Source organism: Pradoshia eiseniae, assembly GCF_002946355.1.
Classification (GTDB): Bacteria; Bacillota; Bacilli; order Bacillales; family Pradoshiaceae; genus Pradoshia; species Pradoshia eiseniae.
On sequence record NZ_PKOZ01000012.1, the window covers coordinates 23527 to 42741 of the forward strand.

At 41.8% G+C, this 19215-nt stretch carries 16 protein-coding genes; 5 read left to right on the forward strand and 11 right to left on the reverse strand.

Features of this window, described 5'->3' with window-relative positions:
- Window positions 1-37: 37 nt before the first annotated feature.
- Together CYL18_RS15345 and CYL18_RS15350 are read right to left on the reverse strand one after the other, a co-directional pair.
- Window positions 38-1804: a glycoside hydrolase family 3 protein gene (locus CYL18_RS15345; RefSeq protein ID WP_104850407.1), complete on the reverse strand. Its 1767-nt coding sequence runs from the start codon at window positions 1802-1804 to the stop codon at window positions 38-40.
- Between the two features lie 472 nt (window positions 1805-2276).
- Window positions 2277-4169 carry a heavy metal translocating P-type ATPase gene (locus CYL18_RS15350; protein ID WP_104850408.1) on the reverse strand — a complete coding sequence of 631 codons (1893 nt, stop codon included), beginning with the start codon at window positions 4167-4169 and terminating at the stop codon, window positions 2277-2279.
- A gap of 606 nt (window positions 4170-4775) precedes the next feature.
- Between CYL18_RS15350 and CYL18_RS15355 the strand changes: the two genes are divergently transcribed.
- On the forward strand, window positions 4776-5291 hold the full coding sequence (locus tag CYL18_RS15355) for a hypothetical protein (RefSeq protein WP_104850409.1): 516 nt from the start codon (window positions 4776-4778) through the stop codon (window positions 5289-5291).
- Between the two features lie 151 nt (window positions 5292-5442).
- On the opposite strand, the gene CYL18_RS15360 is transcribed toward CYL18_RS15355, so the two are convergent.
- Both CYL18_RS15360 and CYL18_RS15365 read right to left on the reverse strand, forming a co-directional pair.
- Entirely contained in the window at window positions 5443-6849 is a 1407-nt protein-coding gene (locus tag CYL18_RS15360; protein ID WP_104850410.1) for a SpoVR family protein, read from the reverse strand.
- 73 nt (window positions 6850-6922) lie between these two features.
- Entirely contained in the window at window positions 6923-7876 is a 954-nt protein-coding gene (locus tag CYL18_RS15365; RefSeq protein WP_104850411.1) for a M14 family zinc carboxypeptidase, read from the reverse strand.
- Between the two features lie 125 nt (window positions 7877-8001).
- On the opposite strand from CYL18_RS15365, the gene CYL18_RS15370 reads away from it, so the two are divergent.
- A complete protein-coding gene (locus tag CYL18_RS15370) occupies window positions 8002-8247 on the forward strand; it encodes a YhdB family protein (RefSeq protein ID WP_104850412.1) in 246 nt (81 codons plus the stop codon).
- A gap of 110 nt (window positions 8248-8357) precedes the next feature.
- On the opposite strand, the gene CYL18_RS15375 is transcribed toward CYL18_RS15370, so the two are convergent.
- The 3 genes from CYL18_RS15375 to CYL18_RS15385 form a co-directional block, all read right to left on the reverse strand.
- The gene (locus tag CYL18_RS15375) at window positions 8358-10085 is read right to left on the reverse strand and encodes a phospho-sugar mutase (protein ID WP_104850413.1); all 1728 of its coding nucleotides are present in this window, start codon (window positions 10083-10085) and stop codon (window positions 8358-8360) included.
- 119 nt (window positions 10086-10204) lie between these two features.
- Window positions 10205-11746 carry a bifunctional GNAT family N-acetyltransferase/carbon-nitrogen hydrolase family protein gene (locus CYL18_RS15380; protein WP_104850414.1) on the reverse strand — a complete coding sequence of 514 codons (1542 nt, stop codon included), beginning with the start codon at window positions 11744-11746 and terminating at the stop codon, window positions 10205-10207.
- A 402-nt stretch (window positions 11747-12148) separates the two neighbouring features.
- Window positions 12149-13834, reverse strand: coding sequence for a glycoside hydrolase family 13 protein (locus CYL18_RS15385; protein WP_104850415.1), 1686 nt, complete (start codon window positions 13832-13834; stop codon window positions 12149-12151).
- Between the two features lie 203 nt (window positions 13835-14037).
- Here CYL18_RS15385 and CYL18_RS15390 point away from each other — a divergent pair, with 203 nt between their 5' ends.
- Both CYL18_RS15390 and CYL18_RS15395 read left to right on the forward strand, forming a co-directional pair.
- The gene (locus tag CYL18_RS15390) at window positions 14038-14472 is read left to right on the forward strand and encodes a disulfide oxidoreductase (RefSeq protein ID WP_104850416.1); all 435 of its coding nucleotides are present in this window, start codon (window positions 14038-14040) and stop codon (window positions 14470-14472) included.
- A complete protein-coding gene (locus CYL18_RS15395) occupies window positions 14469-14933 on the forward strand; it encodes a thioredoxin family protein (RefSeq protein ID WP_104850417.1) in 465 nt (154 codons plus the stop codon). Before CYL18_RS15390 ends, CYL18_RS15395 begins: the two co-directional genes overlap by 4 nt.
- Window positions 14934-14974: 41 nt before the next feature.
- On the opposite strand, the gene CYL18_RS15400 is transcribed toward CYL18_RS15395, so the two are convergent.
- Together CYL18_RS15400 and CYL18_RS15405 are read right to left on the reverse strand one after the other, a co-directional pair.
- Entirely contained in the window at window positions 14975-16039 is a 1065-nt protein-coding gene (locus tag CYL18_RS15400; RefSeq protein ID WP_104850418.1) for a sulfite oxidase, read from the reverse strand.
- A gap of 219 nt (window positions 16040-16258) precedes the next feature.
- The gene (locus CYL18_RS15405) at window positions 16259-16651 is read right to left on the reverse strand and encodes a DUF5365 family protein (RefSeq protein ID WP_104850419.1); all 393 of its coding nucleotides are present in this window, start codon (window positions 16649-16651) and stop codon (window positions 16259-16261) included.
- Between the two features lie 107 nt (window positions 16652-16758).
- Between CYL18_RS15405 and CYL18_RS15410 the strand changes: the two genes are divergently transcribed.
- The gene (locus tag CYL18_RS15410) at window positions 16759-17652 is read left to right on the forward strand and encodes an RluA family pseudouridine synthase (RefSeq protein ID WP_104850420.1); all 894 of its coding nucleotides are present in this window, start codon (window positions 16759-16761) and stop codon (window positions 17650-17652) included.
- 73 nt (window positions 17653-17725) lie between these two features.
- On the opposite strand, the gene CYL18_RS15415 is transcribed toward CYL18_RS15410, so the two are convergent.
- The gene (locus CYL18_RS15415) at window positions 17726-17980 is read right to left on the reverse strand and encodes a GlsB/YeaQ/YmgE family stress response membrane protein (protein WP_104850421.1); all 255 of its coding nucleotides are present in this window, start codon (window positions 17978-17980) and stop codon (window positions 17726-17728) included.
- Between the two features lie 376 nt (window positions 17981-18356).
- Entirely contained in the window at window positions 18357-19184 is an 828-nt protein-coding gene (locus CYL18_RS15420) for an aldo/keto reductase (protein WP_104850422.1), read from the reverse strand.
- Window positions 19185-19215: the final 31 nt, after the last annotated feature.

Consider the following 19215-nt stretch of genomic DNA (forward strand, 5'->3'; position numbering starts at 1 on the left):
CATAAACATCTCTTAGGATAGTCCCTTTTACTTATCATTAGATACGAGTATCCATTAAACCGCAATATGCATCAACAGGGTCTTTCCCTTTGAATGGTGATTTACCCATCAATTTTTCAACTAACACTTCAATTGTTTCTTTATTTCCATCGTACGTATTAATGTACGTTTTCACTTGTGGAACATCCGCTAAGTGGAATGGATTGTTTACAGAAACGAAGATTGTTGGCACTTCATGAACATAGAATGGAATATCAGGAGTTCCTTTTAAAGCATTCCATGTCATACGTTGTACTACTTCACCCATTTTAATGTTAGCAATGTTAATGATTAAATCATATTTGTCCGTTAATTCTTTAATCGGACGTTTTGCTGCATATGCATTCATAATGCTCTTCATTTGCTCTTCTGGTGGCAAGTCAGCGATTTTGTCCATTGGAGATTCGTGGATTTCCACTTCGAAGCCTTTAGACTCAAGCTCAGCTTTCAAAAGATCGATTGGCTTAGGTTTGTTTCCGCTAATCAATTTACTGAAAGCACCTTCAGCCGTTTTTACGTTAACCAATAATACTCGTTTGTATTTCTCAGGTGTAACAGGCCAGATGTCTTGTTTGTCTTTTACCAATGTAATGGCACGATCAGTGACTTCCTTAAATAGCGCAACATTTTCAGGAAGACCGATTTGTTTAAGCGCTTCTTCTTTCGGCATCATGATTTCTGTTTTTGCTTTTTTGTGAAGGCCTAAAGATGCTTTAAGACCTAGGATACGAGTTAGAGCAGCTTCTAGGCGCTCTTCAGTGATAATGCCTTTTTTGTATCCTTCCATCATGTAACCGAAGTCTTCATCCGGATCGTTGAAGAATAAGAATAAGTCACAGCCAGCCGCAATAGCAGTTGGAAGCATTTCGCTGCGCTTCATGGCAGATGTCATTGCAACCATGTGGCTCGCATCTGTTACAACAACACCATTGAACTCTAATTTACCGCGTAGTAGATCAGTGATCAATTCTTTAGAAAGTGTTGCAGGAAGCATATCTTCCTCTTTCAAGCTAGGGTTGAAGTGCTTAGAGTAAGCAGGCATATGGATGTGACCAGCCATGATAGAAGGCAGACCTGCATCGATTAAGCCTTTGTATACTTTACCGAATGTTTTATCCCATTCGTCGCAAGATAAGCTGTTAGGTGCGAAGGATAAGTGTTGGTCACGCTCATCAACACCATCTCCTGGGAAGTGTTTAGCAGCAGGAGCGATTCCGCTTTCCTGGATACCTTTCATATAAGCCAAGCTCATTTCTAGCACTTGGTCTGGATCAGAACCGAAAGTACGGCTAGAGATGATTGGGTTACGCCAGTTCATGTTGATGTCAACGATTGGCGCAAAGCTCCAGTTACAGCCGATAGCGGAAGCTTCCACACCAGACACGCGTCCCATTTCATAAGCCCATTTCGCATCTTTTGTCGCACCGATTTTAACTTCTAGGCCAACTTCTGTTCCATCTGTACAAGCACCATTTCCGCCTGCTTCTGTGTTTGCAGCGATAAGCAATGGAATTTTGCTGTTTTCTTGAAGGATTTTATTTTGATCGTAAACTTCTTCAGCTTTACCTGGGTTGTAACGTACTGCACCAATATGGTAGTTGTTAAGGATATCTGTTAAATATTCTTCTGTACGGCTGGCACCCATGTTTACGAATAATTGACCGATTTTTTCTTCGATTGTCATGGAGTTGATTGTATCTTGTACCCATTGAATATCTGAGTCAGATAAATGATAAGGTTTTGCTTTTAAATCGACTTTAGTCATTCTGCATGATACTCCCTTGCTGATGATTTGAGAAAATGTTCACCATGTAGTATGCACTGTTTTGCTTCATTACATGTTTTTTGTATTAAGAAATTAAATTCAATCTTTTATGTAAGAGCCTTCTGTTATACATTATAAGGTCATTTTTCCCACTAGTATTCTAGCATACAAGATAAGTAACATCTACAGCATTTTCCTTCCATTTGTGAAGAAATTCACATCTTTGTCTTTGTCCATTAAATAAGTATTCCCTGTATCAGACTTGCCTAGTTGGATGACAACTAAAACTGGCCATTAGTCTAGTTAACGGTTGCCGTGAGTCATCGTATTCTAATACCAGTATTCATGTTTAACAGCACTAAACTAACTAAAAAGGCTGAACCATTTTAAACTGCGCATTAAAATGGTTCAAGCCTTTTTAGTTGTTACAAACCTTTGTCCCAGCCTCTTTTAGATAAAAGTCTGCGTGACCTTATTCTTTTATTGTTTTTAACAGCCGAAGTCCATTAAGAATAACGAGAATCGTGCTTCCTTCATGACCGATGACACCTAAAGGTAAATTAATCGTCTGCAGGAAATTCGAACAAACTAACAGCATGATAACTGTTATAGAGAAAATAACATTTTGCTTGATGATCTTATTCATTTTTCGTGAAAGAAGCACGGCTTCTGCAATTAGTGATAAATTATTCTTCATCAGGACTACATCAGCTGTTTCAAGGGCTACATCCGTCCCTTCCCCCATCGCAATCCCAATCGAAGCTGTCGCTAATGCAGGCGCATCATTAATACCGTCTCCAACCATCGCAACTGTTCCATACTTTTCTTTTAACTTTTTCAGTTCTTCGACCTTGGTCTCAGGCAAACATTCAGCGACAAACCCGTCTACTCGGCTTTCCCTTGCTATTGCCTGTGCAGTCGCTTTACCATCTCCTGTAAGCATAAATGTGTGCACACCTACAGATTTGAGCTTTTCTATCGCCTCGAGCGTTTCTGGGCGAACCGTATCTTTTAATGTTATGAGACCAGCTATTCCCTTATCATCACTTGCAAATACAATTGTTTTACCTTCCTCCGCCAGCTGATTAGCGATACCATTCTGGAATTCAGCGGCAGCATCTGCTCCAACAAAATCTGCTTTGCCGACCTTCCATTCAACTCCCTGCAAAATGGCCTTCGCTCCAAAGCCTGATATATCCTCTGATGATTCAGGTTTAATCAAGGATAAACCACTATTTTCGGATGCATACTTCACGATCGATTGTGCCAATGGGTGATTAGAGTATTTTTCAACAGACGCAACGAACTGAAGAAACCCCTCTTCCGTCAGATCATCCCTAAATAACACATCAGTCACTTCTGGTTTCCCTTTGGTTAATGTACCGGTTTTATCAAGGGCAATCGCCTTTAAATTGCCTAAATTCTCTAAGTGGACACCGCCTTTAAATAAAATCCCTCTTCTTGCGCCATTCGAGATAGCTGATAATGTCGCTGGCATAACAGAAGCCGCTAAGGCACACGGGGAAGCAACAACTAAGAGAACCATGGCACGATAAATCGTTTCATTCCATGTCCATCCTAATAAAAAATGAGGTAAAAATAGCATTAAACCAACAACAATCAAGACAATGTTTACATATGTCCCTTCAAATCTCTCAATAAATAATTGTGAAGGGGATTTTTCACTTTGCGCTGATTGCACTAACTGAATGATTTTTTGGAATAGGGTCTCCTCTTGCGGTTTAGTAATTTCAACAGTAATCGTTCCCCGAAGATTAACCGTACCCGCAAACACTTCATCGTTAACCTGCTTACTAACTGGAATAGATTCACCTGTAATGGCCGCTTCATCAATATTGGTCGTACCTTGAATAATGGTTCCATCTGATGGAACTCGTTCACCCGCTTTAATGAGAATATGATCGCCTAATGTTAAATCGGCAACCTTCACAATTGTCTCATTTCCTTCATGATCAATTAAAAGTGCTTCTTCCGGCTGTAAATCCATTAAAGCAGATATTTCTTTATGACTCTTATTCATTGTGTATGTCTCAAGAGCACCGCTTAAAGAGAAAATAAAAATTAAGATGGCTCCTTCTGTCCAATAACCAATAATAGCTGAACCAACCGCCGCTAATATCATCAGTATTTCAACATTCAATCTCTTTGTTTCAATCGTATCCGTTATCCCTTCTTTTGCCTTGGCATATCCGCCAATCGCAAAAGCGAGCAAATACAAAAGAATGGATATTGTCCCAAATTCATTCTTAGATAATATCCAGCCGAGTAAAATAAACAGACCGCTTAATAATGCAGCAATAAGTTCAATGTGCTCGCGCCACTTGCTCCATATTGAAGTGTCCATAAAAATCCCTCTCTCTCTGAATCCCAATTCATTATGAAAAAATAATATTTATTGTAATCCGTTCTTTAATCCAAGCATAGCAACCCTATAATCGAAAGTCAATCTAATTGAGAAAATAAAAATCTAATTGAGAATGATTGTTGATTGCACTAACATAATAGGCTGTTCTTTTAATAATAAATATTAATAATGGTTCTCATTCGCAATTAGATTTTTATTTGAATAATTAGTATTCCATCAGAAAATCTTATGTTAGTCTGTTAAGACTTGCGTTTTTTCAACAAAACTTAATGAAGGGACATCCCGATTAAATTTAAAGAGTCATTTTACAGAGGTTTTATAAAAAATGCTCTGCAATGATAACCATCATGACCTCATAAAAGATATACAAAAATGACTACTTCTTCTTTAAATAAACTGCCCCGTTTGTTCAAGAAGGCACTCTAAATGCAATTGTACAGAAAATGGATAGCAGCTTCCCTTTTTATTCAAAAGCAACAATCTTTACGAAAACAGCCTTTTAAAAGAGGCCATTCATTTCTCAATAAACTTAACAATATAATTAATAAACGAATAACCTCTTCTTCATAGAAAGGAAGATGTACGATGAAAAGCGGTGTACTGGCCATCATTTTAGGCTCGTTGTTCTCGATGGGCTTAGAAGGGTGCTTAGCCCAGAAGGACCTGATGAAAGAACGGACACTGGAAGGAATCATTGTTTCACAGCCAGGAAATTATGAAGAGTATAGTGGTAGACTGGAAGAGTGGGAGCCGAACGATTTATCCACGCTCGAGGCCTTTCAAGGGGTCATCGACCGAGCCGAGAAAATGGAAGGCACGGTTGAATTAGGCGATCCTGACTATGAAGTGAAAATCGAAGATAACCGTGGACGTAACCAAACCATCGTGCTTTGGGTAGGAGAAAAAGGCGAAAAAAGCGCCTTGGCAGTCAAAGGTAACTCCTCCGTCGTCTACACAGTCAGTGAAGAGGATACGCTCATCCTTCACGAATTGTTTGTTTCCCTCTTCTATCCGACATATGAGACATCTTTGCAAAGGCTTATTTTCCCCCAAGAAGGATCCCATCAAGGTGGACTCCCTTTCTACATGCATCAATTGTGAATCCTCTTCGAAATTCCTTATTCTTCATTGCCTTTATGTATTAAACATAGGTTTTATTATCCGCTTAGCATATAAACTGAAGCAGACACCCCCTAAAGGCTATACTTTGGCCAAAAAAAGAAGCCAATTTCTCTTGGCTTCTCCTCATCTCTTATAAATACTTCCGATTCACACTCTTCCCATCATAATTAAACACAATCTCCTTGCCCTCAAGGATCGTTTCAATATGCACCGTCCGCCCCCATAAATAATGCAGATGAGGCAAGACTTTTTCGAGGTACTTCACATCTAGCTCAATATCCTCAAACCAATGCTTCAAGTACAGCTCACCGTTCTTGAGGTAATCCCCATCAGTGACCGTGATGTAAGGGAAGCCTCCATTGACGCGCATACTGACGAGCTGATCACGGACGGATTTCCAGTCCTTGTCGACAATCTTGTAGTCGCGGCCCTTCTTCTGGAAGAGATACATGTCCTCGCGCATAACCAAATCCTTCGTGAGGTAATTGCGGAGGAAGGAAATATCGGATTCGATTTCGCGGACCTCGAACATTTTTTCGCGGCCTGAGTTTGGCATGACGCCACGCCTTTTCATTTCCTCTGTTGGGTTATTATAGCGTTCCTCGATGTCCTCAAAGATTTTGATACCGAGGTAGTACGGATTAATTCCTGTCTTTGACGGCTGCACGACCCCTGCATTTAGCTTTGCGAATTCAATCGATTCGCCGCTTGTTAGGTCGAGCTCGCGGAGGATGCGCTGGTGCCAAAAGCTGGCCCAGCCTTCGTTCATAATTTTTGTCTCCAGCTGTGGCCAAAAATAGAGCATTTCTTCGCGCATCATCGTAAGGATATCACGCTGCCAGTTCTCCAGTGTTCGGCTGTATTGCTCAATGAACAGGAGGATATCTTTTTCAGGCTTTGGCGGGAATTTCTTCGTCTTTTTTTTCTTTTCTGGTTTCTTATGCTCATCTATGCCCCAAAGATCATCATATGGCGTCACAATATGTGGTGATTCATCCTCATCATCTTCATCCATTGACCAGCTTAGTTTTGGCCTTAATAGAGATGGGTCAATATGCTCTTCTATTGAGAGGACAGAGTCAAGGAATTTTTCCACCTCTAGCTTTCCGTATTCAATTTCGTACTGCCTGACCCTTTCCGCTGTTGCAGCCATACTTTCGACCATATCGCGTTTTGTATTGACAAAGCGGATATTGTTCTTGAAGAAATCACAGTGAGCAAGCACATGGGCAACAATCAGTTTATTTTGGATAAGGGAATTGCTGTCGAGCAAGAAGGCATAGCATGGATTTGAGTTGATTACTAATTCATATATTTTACTTAAGCCGACATCATAATGCAGCTTCATCTTAAAAAATTGTTTTCCAAAGCTCCAATGGGAATAACGAGTCGGCATTCCATAAGCACCAAAGGTATAAATGATCTCCGGCGGACAAATCTCATAGCGCATCGGGTAAAAATCAAGACCAAACCCTTGCGCAATTTCGGTTATCTCATCTATGGCATACTCCAAATCCTTAAATTCATCTGCTATCATTTTTGTTCCACCTCCACTATTGGTCCTTATATCAATGTATGAAGGAATAGCCCAAAAATGACGCAAGCCTTTGTTATTTCTGCCCTGAGTCCAGCGCCTCTTTAAGAAGAAGCCAGCCGATATCACGATTTGCCTTCCACTCTGCTTCAAATTCCCGTAAAGGGACCTCTGTATTTACTCGTTCCTTTCCAATCTCAATGGTCATAGCAGGAATCTTAATTTCAGCTATCAGCCAATCAGTAAATCCTGACCCCACGGCATTCTTATCAGGCTGGGAAAGATGGTAGCCTGTCTTATCTGCGACAGCTTTTGCCAGGCGATAGTCACGCTCTTTCTGCTGGTCGCTTGTTTGATAATGCCAGAAGATTTCCCGGCCTGTACTATGATAAGCCGCGGAGATAACAGGCTTTAAGGACTTCGTGAACCGAGCGAGTGCTTTCGTTTCAGCCTCACTTATCGCGTGTGCTCCCTTATAGAATTGATAGGAGGGGTGATCAACACCAGTCTTCATCTCTTTCCAGCCTGCAGGATATTGACGATTCAAATTCACTCCTCGCCCGTTTGCCTTCCATCTCGTAAACGAAAAGGAAAAACGGTTCATCCTCCATAAGGAGATTCGGTCTTTCCATGGGATCCCGCGAAAATCTCCCTGCTGGATGCTGACTCCATCAGGATTGACCATTGGCACAATCCAAATTGCCCCTTTCTCAAGCAGGGGTTCTTTCTCTATTTCGCCTGCATAAACAGTCGCCATCTTCATCAAAAGCATAGAGGTCATCCATTCCCTTGCATGATGGGCACCGCTAAGCAGGATAGCTTTCTCGCCATTTCCGATTCTTAATGCATAAATCTGACGGCCGTAGCTTGTCTTCCCTATAGAACCGTAAAAAATTTTCTCTGGATATCGCTCATGAAGTAACACCAAGTCATGCTCCAAATCATTATATGTATAAGGAGAATCTGCCATGGCATAGGAACCAATAAAGAAATAGACATAAATACTTAAAAGCATGGTCCTTCGCAGCATGGCATTCTATACCCTCCTTATATCAGGTTTCTCATTTAACAAACACCCCAACTTTTACAGGGTGATAAAACGGTCCCTTTGAACAAACTATTTATAACTCCTCGACATGAAGGAGAGTGATTACATTGAACAAGGTTGATTATGACCGGGCATTGTATTACACGCACCGTTCGGAATGGGATAATCTTCTCATTTTGATGGTCCGTACGCATGACCACTTTTTATCCAAGAAGATTGAACACTTCTTGCATGCCTATCACTTCTCGAAGGATTATCGGTCCATCGAGAAGACGCTGACCGACCTTTTGCAATACATTGACCACGCTAGCTTCCTTCCTTATGAGGAGGAATGGGCAAACCAAACATTCTAGTTATCGTTATTTTTTTCTGTGGTGGGAAAATTATACGGTTAAAAGCTAACAATGAGACAAGAAAAAAAGGAGAGCTGATGACTAAGTCGCCAGCTCTCCTTTTCGTTATTTTAGATTTGTTCGACTTTCTCCATCATTTCATTCATGAATTGTTGAAGCTTCTTCTCGCTTCCTTGTTTACTTTCATCCTTCACTGCGAAGTAGAATTTGATCTTCGGCTCTGTTCCAGATGGACGCAGGCAGACCCATGATTCATCCTCAAAGAAATACTTGATAACATTGGATTTCGGCAGATGAATTTCTTGAGTCGTATCTGTACCGATTTCTTTTCTCACGCTTTCTTTATAATCCTCTACAGCTGTTACATTTACACCTGCCAAAGAATCAAGTGGCGTGCTTCTGAATTGGGCTAGAATATGCTGGATTTTCTCAGCACCTTCTTTTCCTTTCAGCGTCAAGGAACGCATGCCTTCTAGATAGTAGCCATGCTTCTTATAAAGGTCTTGCAGTGCCTCATAAACGGTTTTTCCTTGGCGTTTGTAATGAGCGCAAATTTCAACCGCCATGACTGCTGCTTGTACCGCATCTTTATCACGGGCAAAGTCCTTAATCAAGGAACCATAGCTTTCCTCATAGCCGAAGAGGAATTTATACTCCCCTGATTCCTCATACTGCTTGATTTTCTCACCAATGAATTTGAAGCCAGTCAAGACATCCTCTGTCTTCATGCCATAGCTCGAGGCAATTTCACGCCCAAATTCAGATGTTACGATTGTTTTGAAGACAATCCCATTAGCTGGTAGCTCACCTTTTTCTTTCTTTTGGGAAAGAATATAATCAAGGAACAAAGCGCCTGTCTGATTCCCCGTTAATACGGTATACTCACCGGACTCATTCTTAACAGCGATACCAACACGGTCAGCATCCGGGTCTGTTCCAACCAGGATATCCGCATTCGTTTCCTTGCCCTTTTGGATGGCAAGTTCGAACGCCGCGTGCTCTTCAGGGTTTGGTGAAGAGACAGTCGAGAATTCAGGGTCTGGAAGCTCTTGCTCTTTTACGACTTCAACATTCTTATAGCCAAGGTCAGCAAGGGCACGGCGGACAGAAAGGTTAGCTGTACCGTGAAGCGGCGTGAAGACAACATGCACATCCACTTCGTTTGCCAAATTAGGCTGTTCAGAGATTGTTAATACTTTCTCATTATACGCGTCATCGACCTCTGGTCCGATGATTTTGATTAAGCCTTTATCCTGTAAGGATAGCTCGTCCTCTACTTTGATGGCCAATTCATTTTCAATGGCATTGACCATATCAATCAAACGGTCAGCATCAAGAGGTGGAAGCTGTCCTCCATCTTCATTGTATACTTTGTAGCCATTGTATTCAGGAGGATTATGACTCGCTGTAATGACAATACCGCCTGCTGCATTTAGATGGCGGACCGCGAAGGATAATTCTGGAGTAGGGCGAAGGCTGTCAAACACGAATGCCTGAATGCCATTCGTCGCTAACGTTTTCGCAGCTTCCATCGCGAATTCCGGGGATTTATGTCTGGAATCATAAGCAATGACAACACCGCGTTTTTTCGCTTCCTCTCCAAGCTCTCCGATATAGGAAGCGAAGCCTTGGGTAGCTTTACGGATGGTATAAATATTCATGCGATTTGTACCGACACCAATCTCACCGCGCATACCGCCAGTACCGAACTCAAGGTTTTTGTAAAAAGCATCTTCTAAAGCCTTTTCATCATCTGCAAGAGCCGTTAATTTCTCTTGCAGCTCTTTATCTAAATCCAGATAATCATTCCATTTTTTATAGGTTGCTTTCCAATCCATATTGGTCAATTCCTCCCAAATAGTACAACTTGTAATATACCTTTAATATTACTAAAAAATACACTCAAATTGTATATTATTTAGAAATATCGACTATTTAAAAATATTCCATTTTTCAGTCACCCATTATACTTGACCTGATACAGATCCTTCCGCCTATCCTTAAGCTGGCGAACAGTCCCGGATAGGCGCTGCCTTCTTAGGATTTCTAAATCGACATCCCCAATCAAGACCATTTCAATATTGGCATTTGTTTCTCCAACAATCCCATCACGTGCAAATTCAAAATCAGATGGAGCAAATATGGCTGATTGAGCATACTGGATATCCATATTTTCCGTTTGCGGCAGATTGCCGACCGTTCCAGCGATAACGGTGTATACTTGGTTTTCCACTGCTCTCGCCTGGGAACAATAGCGGACACGTAAATAACCCTGGCGGTCCTCCGTACAAAACGGGGTAAAGATAATATTCGCACCCTTATCTGTCGCTATCCGGGCCAGCTCAGGAAATTCGATGTCATAGCATATGAGCATGGAAATTTTCCCGCAGTCCGTATCAAAGACATTGACCTCGTCCCCTGCACTGATTCCCCACCATTTCCGCTCATTCGGTGTGATATGAAGCTTATACTGCTTCTCGATAGTGCCGTCTCTTCTGAACAGATAAGCGATGTTATAAATATTTTCATCCTCTTCCTTCACAAAGTGAGACCCGCCAATGATGTTGATGTTATAGCGGACAGCTAGCGTCGTGAACAATTGGATATACGGCTCTGTAAATTCTGTCACCTTGCGTACAGCCTGACTTGGTGATTTTTCATTTAGAAAGGACATAAGCTGCGTGGTCATGATTTCCGGGAAAACCGCAAAATCAGATTCCGCATCCGCCGCCACATCCACGAAGTATTCTACCTGACTCGCAAAATCCTCGAATGATGTTATTTTCCTCATCATGTATTGTACGACACAAATTCTTACTGGATGGGCTGTCTTATAGAAACGTTTTGTTTGCGGATGATAGTCCACATTATTCCATTCCATTAATGTCGCATATTTCCGCGAAGCCAAATCATCCTCTAAATAATTCGGATTAATACGCATTAATGTAAACTCATTTAAGAGCTGGAATGATAAGACTGGATCATATATTTTATGTAAACGCACTTGCTCTACATATTCTCTCGGTCTCATTTCATCCGCATATTGATGATAGTTCGGGATGCGACCCCCGATAATAATGCTCTTTAAATTCAATCTGCGAGCAAGTTCCTTCCGTTCCTCATACAAGCGGTAGCCAACCTTCATCTTCCGGTATTTAGGATGAACCATCACTTCGATTCCGTATAAATTATATCCATCCGGATTATGGTTCGTAATATATCCGTCATCGGTAATATCAGACCATGTATGGCGGTCATCATATTCATCAAAATTGATAATCAAGCTCGAACAGGAGCCAATGATCTCTCCGTTAAGCTCTGCACAAAATTGGCCCTCAGGAAAAATCTCTAAATGGCTTTCTAAATGCTCCCTCTTCCAAGGCTCCATCCCTGGAAAACAAACAGACTGAAGCCGAATGATTTCATCAATATCCTTATGCTCGGTCTGCCTAATTTCTAGCCGATGCTCAAATTTCGTTAAATCTAACTCTTCACTCATGAACCTTCACTCCTTCTTCCACCTTAGCCGACATATCACTATTACCTGTTTATTTTCCCTTTTCAATTTTTCTGTAAACCAAGCGAAGAAGAGATTTGTGTCCATTTGGAATGAGCGAGGGCAGCAAGTCTTAAAGACCTCATTGTCATCCGCAACACTAGAACCCAGTTCATCTATAACGCTGATATATATGTACTTACACAAGAATCAAATCCGATATTTCCCTTCTAAAATCTCAAAAGCTGCTCTTTGCTGAATATATATAGCGGACATGCTAAGCGTGCATTTAAGTGAAATACAGCTTATTTATCTAACATAAGTTTTCAGCCAGCTATCTAGAAGCTGCTTAAATTAAAAAAGAGGCGAAGTGAACCTACCTTCGTTCACTTCACCTCTATCATCTTATTTCTTAAAGCGATACACGACCGTTTCCCAAGGGCGCAGCCAAATGACGCCATCAGTCGCTTCTTTCTTTTCATCCGCATAATTGCCAATCAGCTTCTCCGCTTCAAGTCCCTTCAAGCTTTCAGGCCACTCAGCCACCTGTTCCGATGCCGTGAAATTATTCAGTACGAGTAGGGTTTCGTCCTCGTAGTGCCTCATATAAGCAAATAGAGATGTGCTTTCCTCATGAATTAACTCAAAGCTTCCCTCCACCATGATTGGCAGCCTTTTCCTCATGGCAATCAGTTCCTTGTAATAATAGAAAATGGAGTTCTTATCCTCTAAAGCCTGATTCACATTGATTTCACGATAATTCGGATTCACAGCTATCCATGGCTCACCATCCGTAAACCCGCCATTGTCGCTGCCATCCCATTGCATTGGTGTCCGTGCATTATCACGACCCTTTGCATATATCCCCTTCATTATCTCATTCAGATCATCGCCGTTGGCGATTCGCTCGTTGTACATATTGATTGTCTCGATATCCCGGTAATCTTCAATGGACGGGAATTGGACATTCGTCATGCCGATTTCTTCCCCTTGGTATATATATGGCGTTCCCTGCATGAAATGGAGGCAAGTTGCTAACATTTTCGCCGATTCGACCCGGTATTTGCCATCATCCCCAAAACGGGAAACAACTCTTGGCTGGTCATGGTTGTCCCAATACAGACTGTTCCAGCCACGGCCATGGAGCTCAATTTGCCATTTGGCGAGGATTTTCTTTAAACGCACCAAATCAAGCGGAGTCACATCCCATTTTCCTAGCGGTCCAGAATCGACATCCATATGCTCGAATTGGAAAATCATATTGAGTTCCTTCCGCTCCGGGCTCGTATATAAAATTCCGTGCTCCGGCGTCACTCCGCCTGTCTCACCGACTGTCATGATGTCATAATGTGAGAGAACCTGCTCATTCATCTCTTGAAGGAATTCATGCACTCTTGGACCATTCATATAGTACTGGGCGCCAGAAGCATAATCGAATCCCGGCCTTACATTCCCATCCGGCAGACCTGGCACTTTGGAAATCATGTTGATGACATCCATCCTGAAGCCATCTACACCTTTATCAAGCCAGAACTTCATTAAATCGTATACCTCAGCGCGAACTGTCTCATTCTCCCAATTCAAGTCAGGCTGCTTCTTGGAGAACAAGTGTAAATAATAGTCCCCGGTTGGCTCATTATATTCCCATACAGAGCCGCTGAAGAAGGACTCCCAGTTATTTGGCTCCCTGCCATCCTTTCCATCACGCCAAACATAATAGTCACGATAAGGATTATCCTTTGATTTCCTTGCTTCCACGAACCAAGGATGTTCATCTGAGCTATGGTTAACGACAAGGTCCATTACGAGCCTGATGCCACGCTTATGCATTTCCTCAAGCATCCGCTCCCAATCATCCATCGTGCCGAACTCATCCATGATGGCACGATAATCACTTATATCATATCCATTATCATCATTAGGAGATTGATAGACTGGTGATAGCCATATGACCTCCACTCCTAATTCAGCTAAGTAGTCAAGCTTTGAGGTAATCCCTGGGATATCTCCAATCCCATCCCCATTAGAGTCCATAAAACTTCTCGGATAAATTTGATAAACAACTGCATTCTTCCACCATTGTTTGCTCAATTTCCTGCTCCTTTCATTTAAAAGATAGGCCGGCTTCTTATCCAATGCTCTTGAAGCGCTTACAGACTGGCTTCAATAATGGAATTCACAACCTCTCGTCATGCTCTCTTCATGTTTTTTGACACGTGTTGAAAGAGTATTTCTTTTTACAATATTATGATATCATACTATAATTTGAGAAAGAGACTAGAAGGCGGTATCCCATGAAAAAAATAATCAATCGTGAAAATGCGTTATTTTTGGCATTCGCTGCCGGATTGATCGCAACGTTGGGCAGCTTGTATTTTTCTGAAATCAAAGGGTATGAACCTTGCTCACTTTGCTGGTATCAGCGAATACTCATGTATCCGTTCACCATCATCTTGGCCATCGCCATCATTAAGAAGGATTATGAAATCGCGATCTATTCAACTGTTCTATCATTAATAGGCGCATGCATATCCACCTACCATGTACTCATTCAGAAGGTTCCATTTTTCACGGACAAAGCAGCTTCTTGCGGACGAATTCCATGTACGGGCGACTATATCAACTGGTTTGGTTTCATAACCATCCCAATGCTTGCGCTAATAGCCTTCGTCATTATATTGGTCTGCAGCATCTACGTTTTGAAAACAAATAAAGGGGAGTCAAAATGAAAAAAGTATTTATCTTCTCCGCTGTTGTGATTTTAATTTTCGCTGTCATCGCCATTCTTACGAACCAGCAGAAGGCAGAGCAAACTGCTGGTAACCCGTATGGCACGGATGATTTGAAATCTTCCACCATTGATTTACTCGATGATGAGAATTATCAAAACATTATCACCCCAGATGAGCTTGATCAGAAATTAGAAGAAGAGGAGTCCATCATTGTCTACTACTTCAGCCCTGAATGTATTCATTGCATGAATACTACACCGGTTCTTATGCCTGTAGCAGAGGAAATGGACAAGCATGTGTATCAATATAATTTGCTTGAATATGAGAATGGCTGGAATGAATTTAACATCCAGTCTACCCCTACTCTCGTGAAATATGAAAACGGCAAGGAAACAAGCCGGATTGTTGGAGAACAGCCGAAGGAAGAATTTGAAGAATGGTTCCAGGCAAACAAATAGATATAGATAAAGAGGCAGGATTATTCCCCCTGCCTCTTTTGCTAATAAACGAACACCCTCACGTGATCCATCGCATTATATCCATATCCTTTCCGGTTCCAAAATGCCTTCCGCACTTGGGTCCTCCCAATTGAGTCTGTCGCCCTGGAGAGGATTGAATACTCTCCAGACTTGCCTGGATTCCATACATATTGCCATGAGACCCACTCATATGATGAGGCGGGTGGATGGAAATCCGCATCGAGCCAGCTTTCCCCATTGTCCAAACTGATTTCTACACGTGTAATCATCCCTTTTCCTGTCCAGGCAATCCCCCTAATGCAATGCCTGCTGCCATCAAGCACTTCCATATCGAGCGGAGTTTGTATAGTAGAGTTGACATTCAGTTCGGTAACGGGAAAGGCCCCCTCATCTGTTTCCTGACTAGGATAATACATATAATCATTTGTTTGAAATGCTCCCTTAAAAGATGTGCCTATCACGCTGATCTGTCTCACCCATTTAACGGAGGCCATTGCATACCATCCAGGGACAATCAGCCTCAATGGATAACCATGCTTATAGGAAAGCGGCTGCCCATTGTATTCAAAGGCGATTATCGTATCCAAATGAAGAGCTTTCTCAAGCGGCAAACTCCGGGCATAAGTTTCGTTTTTCTCTGAGCCCTTTCTTACCCCATGATCATACCCCTTCACCACAACCTCTGCCGCATGACTGCTGAACCCAGTAAGATCAAGAATATGGGCTAAAGGTACTCCTCGCCAATATCCTTGGCTAATGGCCCCCTTACCCCATTGCTCTCCATATGTTTTTGGTTCAAAATGCCCCCTTTTATTCCCTGCACACTCGAGCGCGACCTTCAATGTTTTGGCAGGAAAGCGAGAGAGGTCCTGCAAAGACAGGCTTAGCGGACGCTTTATCAAACCGCCAAAAAGCAAACGATAATTCGCTTGATTTAAGGAAGGATAATCAAAATGATTACGCCGGAAGAACTGATAATTATTCATAGCATCTGTCTGCAGGTATTCCAGCGGGGTTTCCTGATTCTCTGGCGATAAGCCTCTAGTCGTTAAGGACGGCTTCACTGTGAATTTTCTTTCAGGCATCTCATCCTCCAGCTAATCGTAATTATCCTACATATATGTACAAGACTCCTCTTTTAGACATATACTTTTTCTTCAAGGAATAGAGCATCTTTAAAAAACCGCCTTTGGTCATTTTATCTAAAGGCCCGATAGTGATAGTATACATATAGGTTAGCTTCATGGCTAAAACATGAAAAAGCCCATCCCCGTTGCATTTGGAAATGGGCTTTGAAACTTGGTCTAGATTAGATACACATTGGCTGCCTGTGCAGGCTGCAATGGCAATTCCAATTGTTTGTCATCCATAAAGAATTGCTCATGATTTAATGGGAAGAACACGCCAAGCTCGTTAAGCATCCGTGAATTCCTGTTGAACAGCCCAATCGCTTCTTCGCTTGTCTTGCGCTCCTCAAGAATAATAGTAATCGTTTGAAGGCAAGCCATGATCTCAAAGGCCCCTTTTAAGGTGCCCCCATGTGAGTTCGCGTCCGGCAATGCGAGAACACGGTTCTTCTTAAGTTCTTTAATAACAGCATCGGAGAAATAACAAGGGAAAACTTCCTCATACAACTTGTAAACAGAACGACGCATTTCTTTTTCCTGCAACGGGAGTGAACCTTGCATAATCTTCATGATGCATCAACCTTTCTATGGTGCAGGTGACCTGCCCCTCACCATAAAAATACCATAGATTTACTTTGAATGAATAATGATAAACCTTGCGAAAATGAGGGAAACTTATGCTCAAAATAAATAAAAATGACAAATATGCAAATATTACGGTACCCAACAAATGGGTTGGCAGAACAATTGAAGATCTGCTAAAAACAGAATTGCATGTGCCAAAAAAAATGCTTCATCATTGGCGTATGAATAAGAGCCTATATTATAAGGAAGAAACTCTCCCCTGGAGTGTAAAAGTGACGCCAGGCGACACTCTCTCCATCCCGATTTATGAGGAGGAGGATAACCCGATTCCATCTTTAGACCTGCCCCTGGATATTCTTTATGAGGATGAGGATATTCTTGTAATCAATAAACCGGCAGGCCTAAATACACATCCGGTAAATCATGAGGATACACAAACTCTGACTAATGCTGTATCCCATTACTTTTTGGTTAACAGCATAAAAACAAAGCCCCGGCATATCCATCGCCTGGATAAGGATACGTCCGGCGCTATCCTCTTCGCCAAGCACGCCTATGCAGGGGCCATATTAGACGAGGCATTGGCTGACGGACAGATTAAGCGAACCTACGCGGCGCTTGTATGCGGAATTATGAAAAAGGATTACGGGACAGTGAACGCGCCTATTGGGCGGGACCGGCATACAGCAGGGAGAATGCGTGTCTCTCAAAGCGGAAAAAATGCAATCACCCATTACAGGGTGGACAACCGGATTATGCGCGCTAATCGCACACTCGTTTCCTGCCGCTTGGAAACAGGACGGACCCATCAAATACGTGTTCATATGAGCCATATAGGACATCCGCTCGTTAACGATGTTCTTTATGGAGGGAAGAAAGATTCACATATGAAAGGACAGGCCCTCCATGCATACAAGCTTAATTTCCTACAGCCATTGACGAAGGAACGCCTTCAGGTGGAGTGCCCGATCCCTTGGTCTTTATAATAGACATAACAAAGAAGCGCTCATTTTCATGAGCGCTTCTTTGTTTGACGATTAGAACCCTTGTTATCATTTGTTAGGCAGTTCCTCTAACAGCTTTCATAATCATGCTGACGATGAAAATCAAGATAATCGCACCAATTAGGGCTGGGATAATCGCATACCCTGCAATTGCTGGCCCCATATCACCAAAGATTGCTGTACCTAACCAAGAACCAACTACACCTGCGATGATATTACCAATAATTCCGCCTGGTACGTCACGTCCAATGATCAAACTTGCTACCCAACCTAATAGTCCACCTACGATTAAAGAAATAATAAATTCCATGTTAAATTCCTCCTAGTTTTTTTATCTTTTATTTGGCCTGTTTGGCCCTTCCCAAATTTGTTTAAAGAAAGTCTATCTAGAGCTCATCTTTAGAGTATGCCAATTGGCGTATCGATATCCCTAAATGCGAGTGACTAGTTTTCCATTTTATTATTTTATGCTCTTACACAAACTATTTTATGATTCAGGTTCTAACGTTTGATTTAATTAACGGCGCCGTTTGTACTCTATAAATTCCCGAGATTGACTCCAATAAACATTTCTTCCAAACTTTTCACGTTATTTTTTTTAGATGGATTAATTCTTTCAAATGAAGGGTATATTAGCTTCTTTATTTTTCGATGACAAAAAAAAGAGAGGGATATCTCCCTCTTCCTTAAAATTTAAAATGGTCCGGATGCTGGCCAAATCGTTCATTCATATTTAGTTGATTCAATACATTCATATCTTCCTGACTTAATACAAAATCAAATACATTGGCATTCTCTACGATTCGTTCAGGAGTGACCGATTTAGGAATGACGACCAGCTCATTTTGCAAATGCCATCTGATAATCACCTGTGCTGGTGTCTTCCCATACTTCTTAGCTACATACTCAATGGTGGGCTCTTTAAGCAAGTTCCCCCGTCCAAGCGGTGACCAAGATTCCACTTGAATTTTCTTTTCAGAACAATAGTTTCTCAGCTCTATTTGCGTCAACCGAGGATGGAGCTCTACTTGATTCACCGCAGGAACTAGAGAGCTGTTCGCAAGCAGCTTCTCCAAGTGATGAATTTGGAAATTGCTCACACCGGCTGCTTTGATGTATCCTTCTTCATATAATTTCTCAAATGCTCTCCATGTATCCAGAAAACGGCCTTCTACCGGCCAGTGAATTAAATATAAATCCAAATATTCTACGTCAAGTTCCTTCAATGTTTTTTGAAAAGCATTTAAGGTCGATTCATACCCTTGGTCTGTATTCCATACTTTTGAGGTGATGAAGATATCCTCTCTATTTATGCCGGAATTTTTCACCCCTGCTCCTACCCCTGATTCATTTTGATAAAAGGATGCTGTATCAATGAGGGTATATCCGGCTTGAATGGCTGCTTCTACTGCATTTGTTACTTCCATTCCGTTTTCCGCTTTATATACACCTAAACCAAATTGGGGCATTTCGACGCGATTATTCAATCGTACCCTTGTCTTAATTGTCTTCATAATTTCCACCTCTTTCAATTTGAATATGTAA

Excerpts from the sequence above, each read along its gene's own strand:
- CYL18_RS15380 (WP_104850414.1), bottom strand. The coding sequence starts at position 11,746 with ATGAGTGAAGAGTTAGATTTAACGAAATTTGAGCATCGGCTAGAAATT.
- CYL18_RS15345 (WP_104850407.1), bottom strand. The coding sequence starts at position 1,804 with ATGACTAAAGTCGATTTAAAAGCAAAACCTTATCATTTATCTGACTCA.
- CYL18_RS15395 (WP_104850417.1), top strand. The coding sequence starts at position 14,469 with ATGAAAAAAGTATTTATCTTCTCCGCTGTTGTGATTTTAATTTTCGCT.
- CYL18_RS15350 (WP_104850408.1), bottom strand. The coding sequence starts at position 4,169 with ATGGACACTTCAATATGGAGCAAGTGGCGCGAGCACATTGAACTTATT.
- CYL18_RS15400 (WP_104850418.1), bottom strand. The coding sequence starts at position 16,039 with ATGCCTGAAAGAAAATTCACAGTGAAGCCGTCCTTAACGACTAGAGGC.
- CYL18_RS15420 (WP_104850422.1), bottom strand. The coding sequence starts at position 19,184 with ATGAAGACAATTAAGACAAGGGTACGATTGAATAATCGCGTCGAAATG.
- CYL18_RS15375 (WP_104850413.1), bottom strand. The coding sequence starts at position 10,085 with ATGGATTGGAAAGCAACCTATAAAAAATGGAATGATTATCTGGATTTA.
- CYL18_RS15390 (WP_104850416.1), top strand. The coding sequence starts at position 14,038 with ATGAAAAAAATAATCAATCGTGAAAATGCGTTATTTTTGGCATTCGCT.
- CYL18_RS15365 (WP_104850411.1), bottom strand. The coding sequence starts at position 7,876 with ATGCTGCGAAGGACCATGCTTTTAAGTATTTATGTCTATTTCTTTATT.
- CYL18_RS15415 (WP_104850421.1), bottom strand. The coding sequence starts at position 17,980 with ATGGAATTTATTATTTCTTTAATCGTAGGTGGACTATTAGGTTGGGTA.
- CYL18_RS15410 (WP_104850420.1), top strand. The coding sequence starts at position 16,759 with ATGCTCAAAATAAATAAAAATGACAAATATGCAAATATTACGGTACCC.
- CYL18_RS15355 (WP_104850409.1), top strand. The coding sequence starts at position 4,776 with ATGAAAAGCGGTGTACTGGCCATCATTTTAGGCTCGTTGTTCTCGATG.
- CYL18_RS15360 (WP_104850410.1), bottom strand. The coding sequence starts at position 6,849 with ATGATAGCAGATGAATTTAAGGATTTGGAGTATGCCATAGATGAGATA.
- CYL18_RS15405 (WP_104850419.1), bottom strand. The coding sequence starts at position 16,651 with ATGAAGATTATGCAAGGTTCACTCCCGTTGCAGGAAAAAGAAATGCGT.